Here is a 15,451-nt window from a genome sequence, read left to right on the forward strand (position 1 = left end):
ACGGTGCAAAATATAAAACCCCGACCAGTCACCTGATCGGGGTTTTGTTTTGAGCGCTTCGCTTAGTGGGTAACGCGGCTGGTACCGTCGACCGTCGCGATACGAACGCGCTCGCCGACACGGAAAACTTCGTTTTCCTGAACCTGCTGCACATAGGCACGCATGCTGCCGTCGTCTTCGCGAACAGTGATTTCCACACCTTGAGTGCGGGTGAAACCTTCTTCAGTGGCCGAGCCGATCAGGCCACCCGCCACCGCACCGATCACTGCCGCAACAATGCTGCCGCGACCGCCACCGATGGAGCTACCACCCACACCACCGACCACCGCACCGGCAGCACTGCCGATCGGGGTCTTGGTGCCTTCGATTTTCACCGGACGCAACGCTTCGATGGTGCCCATGCGAATCGTCTGTACACGACGCGCTTCGTCACGGGAGTAAGAGTCACCGGTCAGGCTGGATTGGCAGCCACCGAGCAACATCGCCATCGTGGTGAAAGAAGCAACCAGCAGAACAGACTTACGCATAGCATCAACTCCAAAGGACAGATATTCATTAAACTCCGCAGCTTGACGCCTGTCACGGTATCGACCAGATAAAATTGGTTTCATTCAGCAACAGTACAGGACAGGCATACCTGAAAACGCACCACACAGTAGCGTCAACTTCACCCATGTGCGCCGCCGGCTAAAGGATTTCCATGGACTACTTCATCATTGTCGTCACCACCGTTGCCGGGCTGTACTTCCACTGGTGGCTGTACGTACGGATCAAACGCTGGATGGACCGCGACCTGGCTTTATCGCTGGCCAATGGCGATGAACCGAAAAAAGCCTTTATGTTGCGGCAACTGGCCCGCGCTCGACAGCAGAACATCAAGCGCAAGGATTTGCCGCGCTGGCTTGAAGCCGCCGCGGCAGAATATCCCGATCAGTAGACTGTTTAAGGCGCCAGGCGTTCGCGGGCCCAGTCGCTGCCCTGTAGACGATAGTTGAGCCGATCATGCAGACGGCTCGGACGGCCCTGCCAGAACTCGATACGCTCCGGCAGCAAGCGATAGCCACCCCAATGCTCGGGGCAATGGGGCTGAGAGTCGCTGAAACGCTGTTCGGTGGTTTTGAGCAACGCTTCCAGCTCATCGCGACCGGCAATCACCTGGCTTTGCGGTGAAGCCCAGGCGCCGATACGGCTGCCCAAGGGGCGCACCTGGTAATACGCATCGGATTCCTGCGGCGTGACCTTGACCACGCGCCCCTCGATGCGCACCTGGCGCTCCAGGGTCGGCCAGAAAAAGGTTATGGCAGCGAACGGACAAACCGCCAGCTGCTGCCCCTTGGCACTCTCGTAGTTGGTGAAGAAGGTAAAGCCCTGCTCATCGAGGCCTTTGAGCAGGAGGATACGGCAATGCGGGCGACCGTCCAGATCGACGGTGGCCAGGGTCATTGCGTTCGCTTCGACCGGCGGCTGTTCGGTTTTCACCGCCTCGGCAAACCACTGATGGAACAGCGCGAAGGGCTCGGCCGGGGCCTGGGCCTCGGTCAAGCCATCGCGGGTGTAGTCGCGACGCATATCAGCCAGACTTTGGGTCATGGCGCTTTCCTTGTGCGTGAATAATCAGTTCTTGACTGGCTCGGCAGCTGCGACTTTCTTCGCTGGCGCGGCGGTTTTGGCCGGGGCTGGCTTTTTCGCCGGGGTCGCTTTCTTGGCGGGGGCTTTCTTGGCCACTACGGCCTTTTTCGCCGGAACGGCTTTTTTCGTCTCGACGACGGGTGTCACCGGCGTGGCAACCGGTTTGGTTTGTTGGACGGCGACCTGAGTCAGCGGCCGTGGTGCTGGCATATTGTATTTGCTCAGCAGCGCGACCATGGTGTCTTGCGGCGTCAGCATGATTTCCACCCGGCGGTTCAAGGCACGCCCTTCAAGGCTGTCGTTGGCCGCACGTGGCGCTTCCGAGCCCATGCCACGCAGCATCAGGCGGTCACGCTGCAAGCCGCTGAGACGGAAGATCGCGGCAATCGACTGCGCACGCTCCTGGCTCAGTTTCTGGTTCGCTGGAGCGGCGCCCGAGCTATCGGCGTGACCGAGTACCAGCACGGAGGTTTTCGGATCGGCTTCGAGGATCTTTGCCACCCGGGTAAACGGCCCCAGGGTGACCGGCAGCAGCATGGCCGGGCGATCCGGGTTGAACGAACTGTCGGCGGGCGCCGTCACTACCAGCACGTTTTCGCGGCGCTCGAGTTGCAGGTTGCTGTCCTTGATGGCGGTACGCAAGCGCGGCTCATAGTCATCCAGCCAGGCTTGAGTGACTTTTGGATCGGGCATCGGCACGGCCTTCTTGGCCGGGGTCTTATCCTTGCCACCGAACGGCCACCACCCACTTTTGCCTGCATCGGCATCGACTTTAGCGACTGTAGCCGGCGCGGCGGGTTTGATTTCAGGCTTGGCCTCGACTTTGGTTTCAGGCTTTTTGGCCGCGTCGTCGGAGCCAAACGGCCAATACCAATGGCTGGCGCTTTCAGCCTTGGCTACCGGGGCCGAGGCCGCCGGCTTGAGCGGCGCAGGAGCCGGCTTGAGTGGCTCCGGAGCTGGCTGTTTGCTGGCAACCTTGTCGGATGAGCCGAATTGCCACCAGCTGTGACCGCCTTCAGCATCTTTCTGCGGAGTTTGTGCGCACCCGGTGATTGCCAGGCAAAGCGCCAGAATGAGAGATTTATTCGATGACATGAGACAGTCCACAAAAATGAGATGAAGAAAAATCGGGCACCGGGCCCCGCATAAACAGACGCTTTGAAAGCAGAAAAGCCGCCGGGTTCCAGCCAGGAACTTTTCCGCTATATTTGCGAATCCTTGTCGATCAGCCGCCCGTTACAGGCAACCAGCCAACACTCGCGCCAGCTGTTGTGCCCGTGGGTCCATCAGGACGTACGGGCCCAGGGTATTGGTTACAAAACCGAACGCCACGTCGTACTCCGGGTCGGCAAAGCCGATCGAGCCTCCGGCACCCGGATGGCCAAACGCCCGGGGGCCGAGGCCGTAGGTCGCGTTGGCGACATCCGGTTGATCGAGCATGCAACCCAGACCGAAGCGGGTCTGGGTCAACAAGGTCTTGTCCGGCCCGATGCTGTGTTCACGGGTCAACTCGTCGAGCATTTCGGCCTCCAGCAGGCTGCCGTCGAGCAATCCGCTGTAGAACCCCGCCAGGCTGCGGGCATTGCCGTGGCCATTGGCCGCCGGTTGCTGCATACGCCGCCATTCCGGCTTGTTGGTGCTGGTCATGATCGACGGCGGGTTGGTAAACGCCCGGGTGGTCATGGCCGTCGGCTCGCGCATGGTCACTTGCAGCAAGCGCTGGGCAGCGGCGTCGCCGACATTGCCCTTGCCGCGAGCGATATGCGCGACACGATGAAATTCTTCGTCCGCCAGGCCCACATGAAAATCGAGTCCCAATGGCCGCGCAACCCGCGCCACGATCGACTCTCCCGGACCGCGGCGGTCGGCGCGGCGCAACAGTTCGCCGATCAGCCAGCCGTAAGTGATCGCCGCATAACCGTGGCCTTCGCCGGGTGTCCACCAAGGCGACTCAACGGCCAGGGCGTCGACCATGGTTTGCCAGTCGTAAAGCGCTTCGGGCGCCAGCAGCTCGCGCAATGCCGGCAAGCCGGCCTGATGACAGAGCAGTTGGCGCAGGGTGACCGATTCCTTGCCGGCGGCAGCAAACTCGGGCCAGTACCTGGCAATCGGCGCATCCAGTTGCAACTTGCCTTCGGCCACCAATTGCAGGGCGGTGACGGCGGTAAAGGTCTTGGTGCAAGAGAACAGGTTGGCGATAGTATCGCTATGCCAGGCCTCGGCGCCGTCCTTGTCTGCCGTGCCGGCCCAGAGGTCGACTACGGTTTCCCCACCGATCTGAATACACAACGCGCCGCCGCGTTCCTGGGGATCATCGAAGAGTGCCGCAAAGGCTTCGCGTACTGCTTCGAACTTGAGTTCGTAATGACCCTGAATCTGCACCCACACCTCTCCAGACAAACGTTCTACAAAGTGATGCATTGTTCCAGCCCTTGAAGGTTTTGGGAACCGACTTGGGCTGGGCGGTCACCCTTGCCGGGGTGGATCCGAAATCTGCGGTGCCCATCAGGACGCTTTCGCGAGCAAACGAACGTCGCCCGGCCCTTCCCACAAATGCGAGGCGGATCTCAGGATTTAGTGGCCATTCGCCGAAGGCCCACCGGCATGTCCGCCCTGCCCCGTGCCCTTGTCCGGGCTGCCTTGCTTGCCACCCTCATCCTTTTGGGTCGCGATTTTATCGGCAGCGGCCTTGGCTTGCCCGGTCTCTTTGCCCAGCTGATCGATCGCCTGCAGGTTGCTCTTGCGCACGCTGTCGACAAAACCCTGGAACGGCACATCGGTGAGCCCCACCAGACCAAAGTGACCGTTTTCGCCATCCAGCAGGCGACCGGTCACCGGTTGATCGAGGTACTGGAACCAATGCACGCCGACAATCGCCGGCTCGGCCAGCGCCTGCTTGATGAAGTTGGCGTAGGCAGGACCACGATCTTCCTCCTTCGCCACTTCGGTGACACCGGCCCAGAACGGACCACGATCCCGAGAGCCGAAGTTGAACTCGGTGATCAACACCGGCTTGTCCAGCTCGCGCAACCGGGCGAAGTCATAGCCGTCCTGCGGCTTGAGCGTGTACATGTTGAAGCTCACTACATCGCAATACTGCGCGCAGGATGCCACGGCTTCAGGGGTACTGACGGCAAATCGACCACCCAGTAACAGGTGGTTCGGTGCATGCCATTTCAGCGAGTCGGAAATGGTCTTGAAGTAGGTATCGGCGAAGACTTTCTGGAAGTACTTGAAGTCGGCTTCGATTTCCGGATATTCCGGGCTTGGCAGCGGCGGCTCGAAGCCAGGGTCTTCCATCAGTTCCCAGGCCGGGAGGTCGATACCCCAGGCCTTCGACAGGCCCGCCTGGTTGCGGTATTTGTCGCGCAGCTGCTTGAGGAATGCACGCTTGGCCGGGACGTCGGTGGTCATCCGCAACGTGCCGTAAGCCAACGCGTAACGGGCCTTCGGATCATCACCGGGGCCGGCCCAGGCCAGCTCGTTATCGGCGAAATAGCCGATCACCCAGGGATCATCCCGATGATCGCGGGTGGCAATGGCGACGGCGCGCTCGGTGGCCATGGCAAACCGCGGGTCGAATGGGTCAGGCATGCCACCCCACCAGTCGATGCCAGTACTGATGCTGGTGTAGTCGCCAACAATCGACAACGGCAAGGTGTACGGTACCCGACCCTTGAGGCCCAGCGCCGGATCGCTCCAATTGCCGAGGGTGTTGAAGCCCCAGGCTTGCAGGCGATCAAGGGTGTGGCCGGTCCAGCGCTTTTCATCGAAGCCTGGCGCGGCGCACGGAGCGGACGCTGGTGTTTCGGCCAGCTTCTCGACCTGCGCCGCATTCGCATCGACCTGTGCCGCCGCTACTCCGGCCTGGGTTTCGCTGGTCGGTGCACAAGGCTGACCGTAAGTCCGCTGCAGGTTGGCACCATAGAAGTCATACCATTTGCCGGCGTTGAAAGCGCGGCCCTTGTCGACACCGTTACCGCCACGGTTATCACCCTCACCGTAATAGCTGGCCAATGGCTCATCGGCCTTGGGCAGCGCGCCGAACATCCATTCACGACCGGCGACATAGGTCTGATTAGTATCGGCAGTGACCGCATTGACCCCCAGGGAATAGAACGGATGACCTTGCGGGGTCACCAGATACCAGCGCCCGTCACGCTTTTGCGTGCGAAAGAAGCCGCTCGCCTCGAAGGCCGGGCCCTTGTTCCAGCCACCATAGGTGTCCAGGGATGAACGTTCGCGCTCGGCGAGCCAGGTTTTCAGCTGTTGCTGTTCTTTACCGGCGGCGCTTTTGAGCTGCTCGTCGCTGGCGACTTTCTCCGGCCATTTGGCCCGAGTGGATTGACCGTAGGCATCGACCAGCGAACTGTAAGCAGCCTTCTCCACGGCTTCACCGTCCTGCACACCGAAGCGCTCGAGCATGATGCTTTGGGCGACTTTGGGCTTGTCCATCGACAGCGTGACCGACACCACCTGGCTGCGATCCAGCTCACCGCTGCTGCTGGCGAGCAAGACCCGTTGACCGTCGACGGTCATCGGCATCGGAGGCCCGGCTTTCATGCCCTGACTCAGTGGCGAACTGGCCTGCAATGGCACCAACAGGGTTTGTGCCGGGCCGGCTGGCAAGTCGATGCGGCTGACCAGGGTCTTGCCGTCATTGCTCTGGATTTTCACGTAAAGGGTCAGCGGCCAGTTCATCGCGCTCTGGATGCGCAAGCTCATGGCTCCCGACTGCGACCAGTCCCAGGCACCGGATTGCGGCGTCAGGCGCAGACTCGGCTGGACTGCCGGGTTGAAGGTCACCCGACGCAACACCTCGCCTTCGGCCGTTTGCTCTGCGTTGGATTGCGGCAGGCTGGCATCTTCAGTCGCCACCTGAACCACATCGGCGGGGCGTACAAAATTGAATAGCGTCTGTTGTCCGGCAGGCGCAGCCAGCAGCGGAGTGGCGAACAACAGAGCAAAAACGGCGGGCAACGAACGGCGGATCATAGGAACGAGGTTCTCTCTAACGACCAGTTAACGGCCTGGGGAAAATCGGTGATAGGAGATAGACAACGTGGTGGGCGAATTTCGCCCACCTTGTCTCAAGAAATTTCCCGGCGGAATGGCGGCAGCGCATTAAGAATGGCTTTGCCATAGCGTTGCGTGACCAGGCGCCGGTCAAGCAAGGTGATGGTGCCGCGGTCCTCCTCGGTTCGCAGCAGCCGGCCACAGGCCTGGACCAGCTTCAGCGAGGCGTCCGGTACGGAGATTTCCATGAACGGATTGCCGCCCCGGGCCTCGATCCACTCGGCCAGCGCCGCTTCGACCGGGTCATCCGGCACCGAGAACGGAATCTTGGCGATCACCACATGCTCGCAATAGGCTCCGGGCAAGTCCACGCCTTCGGCGAAACTGGCCAGGCCGAACAGCACGCTGGAATCGCCACCATCGACCCGCGCCTTGTGCTTGTTCAGGGTTTCCTGTTTCGACAGGTTGCCTTGAATGAACACCTGTTTGCGCCAGTCGCGGTCCAGGCCGTCGAACACGTCCTGCATCTGTTTGCGCGAGGAGAACAGCACCAGAGTCCCGCGCGAGCCTTCGACCAGCGACGGCAGGTCGCGGATGATCGCCGCCGTATGCGCCGGGGCGTCCCGAGGATCGGCGCGCAGGTCCGGGACACGTAGCACACCAGCGTCGGCGTGATGGAAAGGGCTTGGCACCACCGCTGTCACGGCTTTTTTCGGCAGGCCGGCGCGCATGCGGAAGCGGTCGAAAGTACCGAGGGCGGTCAAGGTGGCCGAGGTCACCAGCGCGCCGTAGGCGACATTCCACAGGTTGCGGCGGAGCATTTCTGCCGCAAGAATCGGGCTGGCGTTGACTTCGATATCGAACAGCGAGCCACTTTCGGCCAGCGTCAGCCAGCGAGCCATCGGCGGGTTGTCTTCCGGATCTTCGGCGGTGAATGCGGTCCACAGTTCCCAATTGCCCTGGGAGCGGGACAGCAAGCTACCGAACAACGGGTACCACTCTTCTGCCTGATTGCTGGCGATGCCAATGTTGACCTCGCCATCCATGCCTTCCTTGAGCAGCTCGGTGAGCCGGGTGAAGACGTCGGTCAGCCGCGAAAAGCCCTTCTTCAGCTCGACGCCCATTTCGCGCATATGCTCGGGAATCACCCCGCCGACGAAACGATGGCGCGGCCGTTCACGGCCCTCCACGTCTTCACCGGGCTTGAAGTCGGCCACTTGCTCGCAGGCAGTGAACATGAATTGTTGCTGGGTCTTGATCTCGCGCGCCAGCTCCGGAACCTGTTCGATCAGTTTGCCCAGGTCACCGGGCAACGGATGTTGGGCCAGCAGTTTGGTGAGATTCTTGGCGGTCTGTTCCAGCCAGTCGGCGGTGGAGCGCAGACGGGTGTAATGGGCGAAATGACCGATGGCCTTGTCTGGCAGGTGGTGTCCTTCGTCGAACACGTAGAGCGTATCGCGCGGGTCCGGCAGTACCGCACCGCCGCCCAGCGCCAGGTCGGCCAGGACCATGTCGTGGTTGGTGACGATCACGTCGACCTTGCCCATGCCTTCGCGGGCCTTGTAGAAGGCGCACTGACCAAAGTTGGGGCAATGACGGTTGGTGCACTGGCTGTGATCGGTGGTCAGCCGCGCCCAGTCCTGATCCTCGAGGGCGGTGGACCAGCTGTCGCGGTCGCCGTCCCACTTATTCCCGGCAAGTTTTTCGATCATGCTGGTGAAGAGCTTCTGACTGGCCTCATCGACCTCGATCTTGAAGCCCTCTTCCTCGAAAAGCTGCGCCGTAGCGGTTTGTGCGTGGCCTTCCTGCAACAACATGTCGAGTTTGGACAGGCACATGTAGCGCCCGCGCCCCTTGGCCAGGGCGAAGGTGAAGTTCAAGCCGCTGTTGCGCATCAGGTCGGGCAAATCCTTGTAAACGATCTGCTCCTGCAATGCGACGGTCGCGGTGGCAATCACCAGGCGTTTGCCGGCAGCCTTGGCGGTCGGAATCGCCGCCAGGCTGTAGGCCACGGTTTTCCCGGTACCGGTGCCGGCTTCCACCGCCACTACCGCGGGGTCGCCACTGCGCCGGCCTTCGTCATCGGTAGCGATGTCTCCAAGGACTTTGGCGACTTCGGCGATCATCAAACGCTGGCCGTAACGCGGCTTGAGGCTCTTGGCTTCGAGAAAACGCGAATAAGCGCCCTGGATCTGGGATTTGAGTTCGTTGCTGATCATGGTCTTCGGGCGCGAGAAACGCTGGATAAATTTTCAGTGGTTCGAATCGGTCGCTATCATAACCCGCTAATCCATCCCGCGCAGAACGGAGTACCCGAATGACACCCTTTACCCTTGCTTACACCCTGCATGTACTGGCTGCCCTGGTCTGGGTCGGCGGCATGTTTTTCGCCTGGCTGGTCCTGCGCCCGGCCGCTATGGCGGCACTCGAAGGTCCGGCGCGACTGAAGCTGTGGGTAGAAGTGTTTCAACGTTTTTTTGTGTGGGTTTGGGTCGCCGTGGTGCTTTTGCCGATCAGTGGTGTCGGCCTGATCCATTTGCGCTTCAACGGTTTTGAAACCGCACCGCGTTATGTGCAGGTGATGATGGGGTTGTATGTGGTAATGACCGCGCTGTTTATCCGTATTTCGGCGTTGCAACTGCCGGAGCTACGGTTAGCGGTGCTGGCCGAGGATTGGCCGAACGGCGCGGCGACCCTGGGGAAGATTCGACGTTTGGTGGGGATTAATCTGATTATCGGGTTGCTGCTGGTGGCGGTGGCTTCGGCAAGGCCGATGTTTTAGGACTGTGGAGAACTCATTTCCTGTTACAACCGCTGCACCGTCACCGATCCCGCTTCACCGGCAGGCCCGGGCTGGCCTTCAACGCCAGGGCGCCCGCTCTTGCCGCCATCGGCGCGGTAAACGAAGCAACCTTTGGACTTGCCGCCCGCGCCTGGCTTGCCAGCCGCTCCGGCCAATCCACCGGCGCCACCGTCAACCCGGACGTTGATCTGCGCAGCCGGATAGTCTTTTGGCAATTGCACCCGAACTAGCGCACCGCCAGCGCCGGGATGGCCATCACCACCATTGTCACCATCGGCACCACGACCGGCCTGGCCCCAGGTGCAACCCGGTGCCTGACCGTTGGCACCATCCAGACCTGCATAACCCGGCGCACCCGCACCACCGCGGGCATCCACCGATAACTGCGGAGCATTCAGCGAGTTGATGCGCAGATTGAGATTGCGCCCCGGCCTGGCCGCCTTGAAGTAAGTACCGGGCGCACCGCGGGAGGTGATCTGGCTGCCGCTGCCCAATTGAGCATGAGTAACGTTCAATTGCAGGCTTTGTTCAGCCGGCACTATGGCGATCCGCGCTTCGTGACCCAGACGCAGTTCGCCGACAGTCACTTCGGTCACATTGGAAGGAATCAGCAGGGTGCCGTAATCGGCGACTTCCAGACGCTCCAGCTGCAGAACACTGGTGGTGTTCGGCAAACGCAGCAACGAATTGGTTTCGACCTTTACCACCTGGGCATAGGCCAAAGGACTGCACAAAGCGGCCAGCAGACAGAGACTACGCATGCTTGCGCTCCGGGATTGTTTGCAGATGAAAAACGCCCGACAGCAGAATCTTCAAGCGATCACGCCAGGGATGGGGGCGGCCTTTGAGGCTGCGATTGCACAACACCAACTCCAGCAGATGGGTCAGCAACAGCAGGCTACCAGCAATATTGAGCAATAGATTGAACGGATTGATCAACGGGCTGAGCAGATTGACCACCACGACTAACCAGAACAGCAAGGTCAAAAACTTTCCGAGCCCCCACAACACCTTCATAGCTCCCCCGTTGAGAATCGTTCTTTACATGCACAGTACCGAGTTCCTCAAGGGATTGGCCAGCGGGCAACAAAAAATTCTTCTACAACGCGTTGTTTGGCCGCCGATCGGCGTCCGACCACCAACTCGACACGCCGGTTTAGCGCACGACCTTGATGCTCAGCACATCGGTGCTTTTGAGTTTGGGCACCCGCGCCAGTAGCTGGTTATGGCCTTGCGGGGTCAGCTGCGAAGAATCGAAGGCGAACAATACTTCGCCCTGATCACTGAGGGTGATGACTTCACTTTGCGGCACCGATGCCTTGACCGTGGCAGGGTATTGCGGGATTGGGCAACCGCGGTTGTCGATCGAGGTGTTGGCAGGAGTATCGGCGCAACGATCACGCCGGTCGAATACCCCGTCATCATCTTCATCGCCATCCTGTGCGTAACAGATCAAGCCACCGGTGAGCAGACCGAGAGCCGCACCGCCGCCCGCCCAGCCAGCGCTTTTTATCGAGCCCAGGCCGCCACCCACAAGACCGCCAATGACACTGCAGATTGGCCAGGTACGTTGATTGAGCGCGGCGCTGCCATCGCTATGAGTGGCGCAGCCTGAAAGCAGGCTGCCGAGCAGTAGAACCGGCAGGACGATCCGTGAGAGAACTCTCATTATTAAGGCTCCTGTGTTACCGGCCCATACCGGTCCCACAGGAGTAAAGACCCGCATCCGCGACTGCACAAGCCGCGGGATGCGAGGGGTTTAGCGGTTGATTTGAATTTCCGTGCGACGGTTCATGGCGCGCCCGTCGGCCGTTTTGTTGTCGGCTACCGGCTGGCTCTCACCCGCACCGACCACCGAGACGAAGTTGCTGCGAGGCACTCCCGAGCTGATCAGGTATTCCGTCACCGAGCGTGCACGTTTCTCCGAGAGCCGCTGGTTGTAGGCATCACCGCCAACGCTGTCGGTATGCCCAGTGACGCGCAGCTGGGCACTCGGCGCTTCTTTTTTAAGGCGAGTAGCGATGAGGTCGAGTTTGGTTTTATCCGCAGCGGTGAGCTTCGCCGAGTCGAACTCGAAGTGCACATCACGGATTACGATGGTTTCCTCTTTGACGACCACCACCTCTTCGACGACGACAGGCTCTGGCACTGGAGGGCAACCGTTGGCGTCGACCTGCACACCTCTCGGCGTTCCCGGGCACTTGTCGCGGCTATCCGGCACGCCATCGCCGTCTTCGTCGCCATCGCCATGCACCCAGCAGTAGGCCGCGGCCATGCTGGCACCGAACAAGGCACCACCGCCTGCCCAAGAGGTGCTCTCGAACGCGCCCAGCGCAGCACCACCGATGCCCCCGACAGCGGCGCAGGTGGGCCAGTCGGTTTTTTGCAAACCTGCGCAACCAGTCAACACACTGGTTAGCAGAACCAGGGGTAACGCTATCCGAACTATGCTCATTGCCTTTCTCCTGAGAAGACCGGCTGCCAATTCAAGAAGTAAAGACTGCAGTTTTAATCTCCGCCAGCAATACGCCATCTGCGATTTTGTCCGGTATTCGCCGTAGATGCCTTCAATTAGGTAAAACCCGCTCTAGGCCCGAGCGTTCGAGCGCGCTAGTCTTTGCAGTTCTGATTGAGGATTTTCAATGATCGCAGGTATTTCTTCGCGCACACCCCAGCAAGCCCTCGCCGCTTTGCTCGATCGTTATGCACCGCATCGTCTGCTGTTGATCGGTGCCAGCGACTTCCCGGCACTCGCAGCCTTCAAGCTGGCGCATCCGGACTCCTGTGTAGCGCAAGCCGCACCCGGCCCACTGCCGGCAGAGCTGGCGGCACGCCGCTTCGACCTGGCACTGGTGGTCGATTGCCTCGAACATTTGCCCAAGCGCGAGGGTCTGAACCTGTTAGGCGGGATTCGTAATCTGAATGCCAGCCGCATTGCCGTGCTGGCGGATCTTTCGGCCTGTGGCTGGCAGGAGACCGATTTTTTCTCCCTGGCGCTGCAAGCCAGCGAACGCTTCCAGCGTGACGAGCAGGAGCTGACCCTGTTTACCTACGATCTGCTTGACTACAAACAAGTGCCCGACTGGCTGAATGCCCGGTTCTGGGCCAATCCGGAAAACTTCGGCAAGTATTGGTGGTAATGCGATGAGTACCTCGATTTGTCCCTGTGGTAGCGGCAACCTGCTCGATGTCTGCTGCGGCCACTACCATGCAGGCCACCCGGCGCCGTGCGCCGAGTCATTGATGCGCTCGCGCTACAGCGCTTATGTGCTGGGCCTGGTGGACTATCTGGTGGCGACCACCCTGCCCGCGCAGCAGGGTGGCCTGGATCGTCAATCCATCAGTGACTGGAGCGCCCAAAGCACCTGGCTGGGCCTGGAAGTGGAGAGCTCGGAGGTGTTTGGCGGCCAACCCGAGCACGCTTTCGTGACGTTCACCGCGCGCTGGCATGACAGCGCCGGCGAACACAGCCACCGCGAACGCTCGTCGTTCGTGCAGACCAGTGGCCATTGGTACTTTATCGATCCGACGGTGCAACTCAAGGCGGGACGCAACGACGCCTGCCCTTGCGCCAGCGGTCAAAAATTCAAGAAGTGCTGCTCGAGCTATTTCGCCAGCTGAGCGTCAACCAGGCCACGTCCAACACCCTGAACACCCGGTTGCTAGACTGGGGTATCAAAGAGGTAATGGCATGGTCTCCGATTCTCGCGCATTAAGGACAATCAGCCTGCTCCTGCTGCTGTCATTGGGCGGTTGCGCGTCCTGGTTTATGGACGAGGACTGGATTGATCCGCAAGTGCACCTGGTCAAGGTTGAAGTAGTCCGCGCCAAACTCCTGGAGCAAAGGTTTCGTCTGCACTTTCGCGTCGACAATCCCAACGACAGCGACCTGACGGTGCGCGGACTGGAATACCGGATTCACCTGGGGCAAATGCTGCTGACCGAAGGCGAGTACGAAAAGTGGTTCACTGTGAAGCCGAAAAGCAGCGGCTATTTCCAGGTACCGATCCGCACCAATCTCTGGCCGAAGGTTCGCGAAGTGGTGAAACTGCTGCGAAAACCCCAGCAACCCATCCCTTATCGGCTGGAAGGTGAACTGGAAACCGGATTATTCATCGCCTATTACGTGCACCTGAAGCGTATTGGCGAGATAATTCCCGCCGATTTTATTCCGGAGTGACCTCGATGACCCAAGAACCTCATGTCCATGGCCCTGACTGCAACCACGATCATGACCAGCACCAGCACCAGCACCATGATCACGACCATGGCCATGTTCATGGCCCCAATTGCGGACACGCTCATCAGGAGCCCGTGCGCAATGCGTTGAAAGACGTCGGCCGCAACGACCCTTGCCCGTGCGGTAGCAGCAAGAAGTTCAAGAAGTGCCACGGCGCTTGATGCCTAAAGCTCCCCTGTAGGAGCTGCCGCAGGCTGCGATCTTTTGATCTTGACGATTGTGGCGTCCGCCGAAAAGATCGCAGGCTTCGCCAGCTCCTACGCCGACCGGGTGCACCCGCAATGGGGTGGGTATCCCTTGGAGCGAGCTTGCCCGCTCCTACACAAGCCGCCCCCTTGGCATCAATTTCTCTTCAGAATTTCCTCCGTCGCCACCACCGTCGCATATTCCCCATCCAGATTGCCCAACGACATCGCATGCACCGCTTCGGCTGAGTGCGCATTGCCAAAATAATCAGCCTTGTCGAAGGTGTAGCAGGCGTCTTCCACCACCCAGGTTTGAAACCCCAGATTGCCCGCCGTGCGCGCGGTGGACTCGACCGAGTTGTGAGTCGCCACGCCGACAATGATCAATTGCTCGATCCCCGCCTCTCGCAAACCGGTCTCCAGTCCCGTTGAACAAAACGCGTCCGGTACTTGCTTCTGAATCACCTGCTCGCCCGGCAATGGCACAAATCGCTGCTGAAACTCGACACCCGACTGCTGCGGCCAGAACACCGAGTCGGGTGCGCGGGACAGATGCTGCACATGAATCACCGGCCGCGCAGTGTCGCGCCAATGGTCCAGCAACTCGGCCATCCGGTCCTCGGCGTGGGGATTGTTGCGCCGTCCGAGCTTCGGGTGATGAATGCCTTTTTGTTGATCGATCAGAATCAGCGCTGCGTTTGCCTTGAGCTCCATGCCGACTTTTCTCTTGCAGGGTCATTGAATTTTCCGAACTTCAACATCACCTATTCCTACTGGCAAGTCATCGAAAGCAAACAGGACGACCTGATGCCAGAGTTTGCTGTCCGTAGACAACGACGCATCTCACCTGGAGAACTCCATGATCGACCTGTATTACTGGACCACCCCCAATGGCCACAAAATCTCCCTGTTCCTGGAAGAAGCCGGCCTGCCGTACAAAGTGCATGGGGTGAATATCAGCAATGGCGACCAGTTCAAGCCTGAGTTCCTGAAAATTTCCCCGAACAACAGAATCCCGGCCATTGTCGACCAGCAGCCGGTGGATAATGGCGAGCCGTTAGCGCTGTTCGAATCCGGGGCGATTCTTTTGTACCTTGCGGAAAAAACCGGAAGATTTCTGCCCAAGGACCTGCGCGGTCGCCAGCAAACCCTGCAATGGCTGTTCTGGCAAATGGGTGGCCTGGGGCCTATGGCCGGGCAGAATCATCACTTCAGCCAGTTCGCCCCGGAGAAAATCCCCTACGCGATCAAGCGCTACATCAACGAAACCGCACGATTGTATGGCGTCCTCGACAAGCAACTGGCCGACCGTGACTTTGTCGCCGGGGCCCAATACAGCATCGCCGACATGGCGATCTACCCCTGGATCGTCTCGCACAAGTGGCAAAGCCAGAACCTGGAGGACTTCCCGAACCTGCAGCGCTGGTTCAACCACATCCAGGATCGCCCGGCGACTGTAAGAGCCTATGCCCTGGCGGCAAGGATCAACCCACCTAAACCCTGAGGAATGCAGGATCCCCTCGCCACAGGGAACGCCTTGCCTGGACGTCTTGCGAGAATTATCAGACAAATCTTGAA

At 60.1% G+C, this 15,451-nt stretch carries 17 protein-coding genes and 1 pseudogene; 7 read left to right on the forward strand and 11 right to left on the reverse strand.

From position 1 onward, the window contains the following. Positions 1 to 62 precede the first annotated feature (62 nt). Complete coding sequence (locus tag AC3IUA_RS24705; RefSeq protein WP_150641629.1) at positions 63 to 527, reverse strand: outer membrane lipoprotein; 465 nt, start codon at positions 525 to 527, stop codon at positions 63 to 65. A 173-nt stretch (positions 528 to 700) separates the two neighbouring features. On the opposite strand from AC3IUA_RS24705, the gene AC3IUA_RS24710 reads away from it, so the two are divergent. Then, the gene (locus AC3IUA_RS24710; RefSeq protein WP_489357476.1) at positions 701 to 937 is read left to right on the forward strand and encodes a hypothetical protein; all 237 of its coding nucleotides are present in this window, start codon (positions 701 to 703) and stop codon (positions 935 to 937) included. Between the two features lie 5 nt (positions 938 to 942). On the opposite strand, the gene pdxH is transcribed toward AC3IUA_RS24710, so the two are convergent. From pdxH to dinG, 5 genes are all read right to left on the reverse strand, one after another. Then, a complete protein-coding gene (pdxH, locus tag AC3IUA_RS24715) occupies positions 943 to 1,590 on the reverse strand; it encodes a pyridoxamine 5'-phosphate oxidase (protein ID WP_489357477.1) in 648 nt (215 codons plus the stop codon). A gap of 24 nt (positions 1,591 to 1,614) precedes the next feature. Next, positions 1,615 to 2,724, reverse strand: coding sequence for an OmpA family protein (locus tag AC3IUA_RS24720; protein WP_489357478.1), 1,110 nt, complete (start codon positions 2,722 to 2,724; stop codon positions 1,615 to 1,617). Positions 2,725 to 2,865: 141 nt separating this feature from the next. Then, the gene (locus AC3IUA_RS24725; RefSeq protein ID WP_489362462.1) at positions 2,866 to 4,011 is read right to left on the reverse strand and encodes a serine hydrolase domain-containing protein; all 1,146 of its coding nucleotides are present in this window, start codon (positions 4,009 to 4,011) and stop codon (positions 2,866 to 2,868) included. 192 nt (positions 4,012 to 4,203) lie between these two features. Next, positions 4,204 to 6,624 (reverse strand): beta-agarase, encoded by a 2,421-nt coding sequence (locus tag AC3IUA_RS24730; RefSeq protein ID WP_489357479.1) that lies wholly within the window; start codon positions 6,622 to 6,624, stop codon positions 4,204 to 4,206. A gap of 95 nt (positions 6,625 to 6,719) precedes the next feature. Next, on the reverse strand, positions 6,720 to 8,864 hold the full coding sequence (gene dinG / locus AC3IUA_RS24735; protein WP_489357480.1) for an ATP-dependent DNA helicase DinG: 2,145 nt from the start codon (positions 8,862 to 8,864) through the stop codon (positions 6,720 to 6,722). A 98-nt stretch (positions 8,865 to 8,962) separates the two neighbouring features. Here dinG and AC3IUA_RS24740 point away from each other — a divergent pair, with 98 nt between their 5' ends. Further along, positions 8,963 to 9,427, forward strand: a complete 465-nt coding sequence (locus tag AC3IUA_RS24740; RefSeq protein WP_489357481.1) for a CopD family protein — start codon at positions 8,963 to 8,965, stop codon at positions 9,425 to 9,427. Positions 9,428 to 9,450: 23 nt separating this feature from the next. Here the strand turns inward: AC3IUA_RS24740 and AC3IUA_RS24745 are convergent, their stop codons facing one another. From AC3IUA_RS24745 to AC3IUA_RS24760, 4 genes and pseudogenes are all read right to left on the reverse strand, one after another. After that, complete coding sequence (locus AC3IUA_RS24745; RefSeq protein ID WP_489357482.1) at positions 9,451 to 10,209, reverse strand: collagen-like protein; 759 nt, start codon at positions 10,207 to 10,209, stop codon at positions 9,451 to 9,453. Then, positions 10,202 to 10,465 carry a DUF1145 domain-containing protein gene (locus tag AC3IUA_RS24750; RefSeq protein WP_489357483.1) on the reverse strand — a complete coding sequence of 88 codons (264 nt, stop codon included), beginning with the start codon at positions 10,463 to 10,465 and terminating at the stop codon, positions 10,202 to 10,204. The genes AC3IUA_RS24745 and AC3IUA_RS24750 overlap by 8 nt, the downstream gene beginning before the upstream one ends. A gap of 145 nt (positions 10,466 to 10,610) precedes the next feature. Beyond that, positions 10,611 to 11,117 (reverse strand): annotated as a pseudogene (locus tag AC3IUA_RS24755) (OmpA family protein); the annotation flags it as partial. A 90-nt stretch (positions 11,118 to 11,207) separates the two neighbouring features. After that, a complete protein-coding gene (locus AC3IUA_RS24760) occupies positions 11,208 to 11,903 on the reverse strand; it encodes a PA1041 family peptidoglycan-binding anchor lipoprotein (protein WP_489357484.1) in 696 nt (231 codons plus the stop codon). 187 nt (positions 11,904 to 12,090) lie between these two features. On the opposite strand from AC3IUA_RS24760, the gene AC3IUA_RS24765 reads away from it, so the two are divergent. The 4 genes from AC3IUA_RS24765 (at position 12,091) to AC3IUA_RS24780 (ending at position 13,849) form a co-directional block, all read left to right on the forward strand. After that, the gene (locus AC3IUA_RS24765; protein ID WP_489357485.1) at positions 12,091 to 12,588 is read left to right on the forward strand and encodes a DUF6231 family protein; all 498 of its coding nucleotides are present in this window, start codon (positions 12,091 to 12,093) and stop codon (positions 12,586 to 12,588) included. A gap of 4 nt (positions 12,589 to 12,592) precedes the next feature. Next, complete coding sequence (locus tag AC3IUA_RS24770) at positions 12,593 to 13,069, forward strand: YchJ family protein (RefSeq protein ID WP_489357486.1); 477 nt, start codon at positions 12,593 to 12,595, stop codon at positions 13,067 to 13,069. A gap of 70 nt (positions 13,070 to 13,139) precedes the next feature. Then, positions 13,140 to 13,628, forward strand: coding sequence for an LEA/WHy family protein (locus AC3IUA_RS24775; protein ID WP_489357487.1), 489 nt, complete (start codon positions 13,140 to 13,142; stop codon positions 13,626 to 13,628). A 5-nt stretch (positions 13,629 to 13,633) separates the two neighbouring features. After that, positions 13,634 to 13,849: an SEC-C metal-binding domain-containing protein gene (locus tag AC3IUA_RS24780; RefSeq protein WP_489357488.1), complete on the forward strand. Its 216-nt coding sequence runs from the start codon at positions 13,634 to 13,636 to the stop codon at positions 13,847 to 13,849. A 180-nt stretch (positions 13,850 to 14,029) separates the two neighbouring features. Here AC3IUA_RS24780 and AC3IUA_RS24785 read toward each other — a convergent pair whose 3' ends face one another. Then, positions 14,030 to 14,587, reverse strand: a complete 558-nt coding sequence (locus AC3IUA_RS24785) for a cysteine hydrolase family protein (protein WP_489357489.1) — start codon at positions 14,585 to 14,587, stop codon at positions 14,030 to 14,032. A gap of 145 nt (positions 14,588 to 14,732) precedes the next feature. Between AC3IUA_RS24785 and AC3IUA_RS24790 the strand changes: the two genes are divergently transcribed. Next, complete coding sequence (locus AC3IUA_RS24790; RefSeq protein ID WP_489357490.1) at positions 14,733 to 15,377, forward strand: glutathione binding-like protein; 645 nt, start codon at positions 14,733 to 14,735, stop codon at positions 15,375 to 15,377. Positions 15,378 to 15,451: the final 74 nt, after the last annotated feature.

It is taken from the genome of Pseudomonas sp. KH_050 (assembly GCF_057838875.1).

Bases quoted from the DNA above. Each gene is read 5' to 3' on its own strand.
- AC3IUA_RS24705 (WP_150641629.1), bottom strand. From the start codon at position 527: ATGCGTAAGTCTGTTCTGCTGGTTGCTTCTTTCACCACGATGGCGATG.
- AC3IUA_RS24710 (WP_489357476.1), top strand. From the start codon at position 701: ATGGACTACTTCATCATTGTCGTCACCACCGTTGCCGGGCTGTACTTC.
- pdxH (WP_489357477.1), bottom strand. From the start codon at position 1,590: ATGACCCAAAGTCTGGCTGATATGCGTCGCGACTACACCCGCGATGGC.
- AC3IUA_RS24720 (WP_489357478.1), bottom strand. From the start codon at position 2,724: ATGTCATCGAATAAATCTCTCATTCTGGCGCTTTGCCTGGCAATCACC.
- AC3IUA_RS24730 (WP_489357479.1), bottom strand. From the start codon at position 6,624: ATGATCCGCCGTTCGTTGCCCGCCGTTTTTGCTCTGTTGTTCGCCACT.
- dinG (WP_489357480.1), bottom strand. From the start codon at position 8,864: ATGATCAGCAACGAACTCAAATCCCAGATCCAGGGCGCTTATTCGCGT.
- AC3IUA_RS24740 (WP_489357481.1), top strand. From the start codon at position 8,963: ATGACACCCTTTACCCTTGCTTACACCCTGCATGTACTGGCTGCCCTG.
- AC3IUA_RS24745 (WP_489357482.1), bottom strand. From the start codon at position 10,209: ATGCGTAGTCTCTGTCTGCTGGCCGCTTTGTGCAGTCCTTTGGCCTAT.
- AC3IUA_RS24750 (WP_489357483.1), bottom strand. From the start codon at position 10,465: ATGAAGGTGTTGTGGGGGCTCGGAAAGTTTTTGACCTTGCTGTTCTGG.
- AC3IUA_RS24760 (WP_489357484.1), bottom strand. From the start codon at position 11,903: ATGAGCATAGTTCGGATAGCGTTACCCCTGGTTCTGCTAACCAGTGTG.
- AC3IUA_RS24765 (WP_489357485.1), top strand. From the start codon at position 12,091: ATGATCGCAGGTATTTCTTCGCGCACACCCCAGCAAGCCCTCGCCGCT.
- AC3IUA_RS24770 (WP_489357486.1), top strand. From the start codon at position 12,593: ATGAGTACCTCGATTTGTCCCTGTGGTAGCGGCAACCTGCTCGATGTC.
- AC3IUA_RS24775 (WP_489357487.1), top strand. From the start codon at position 13,140: ATGGTCTCCGATTCTCGCGCATTAAGGACAATCAGCCTGCTCCTGCTG.
- AC3IUA_RS24780 (WP_489357488.1), top strand. From the start codon at position 13,634: ATGACCCAAGAACCTCATGTCCATGGCCCTGACTGCAACCACGATCAT.
- AC3IUA_RS24785 (WP_489357489.1), bottom strand. From the start codon at position 14,587: ATGGAGCTCAAGGCAAACGCAGCGCTGATTCTGATCGATCAACAAAAA.
- AC3IUA_RS24790 (WP_489357490.1), top strand. From the start codon at position 14,733: ATGATCGACCTGTATTACTGGACCACCCCCAATGGCCACAAAATCTCC.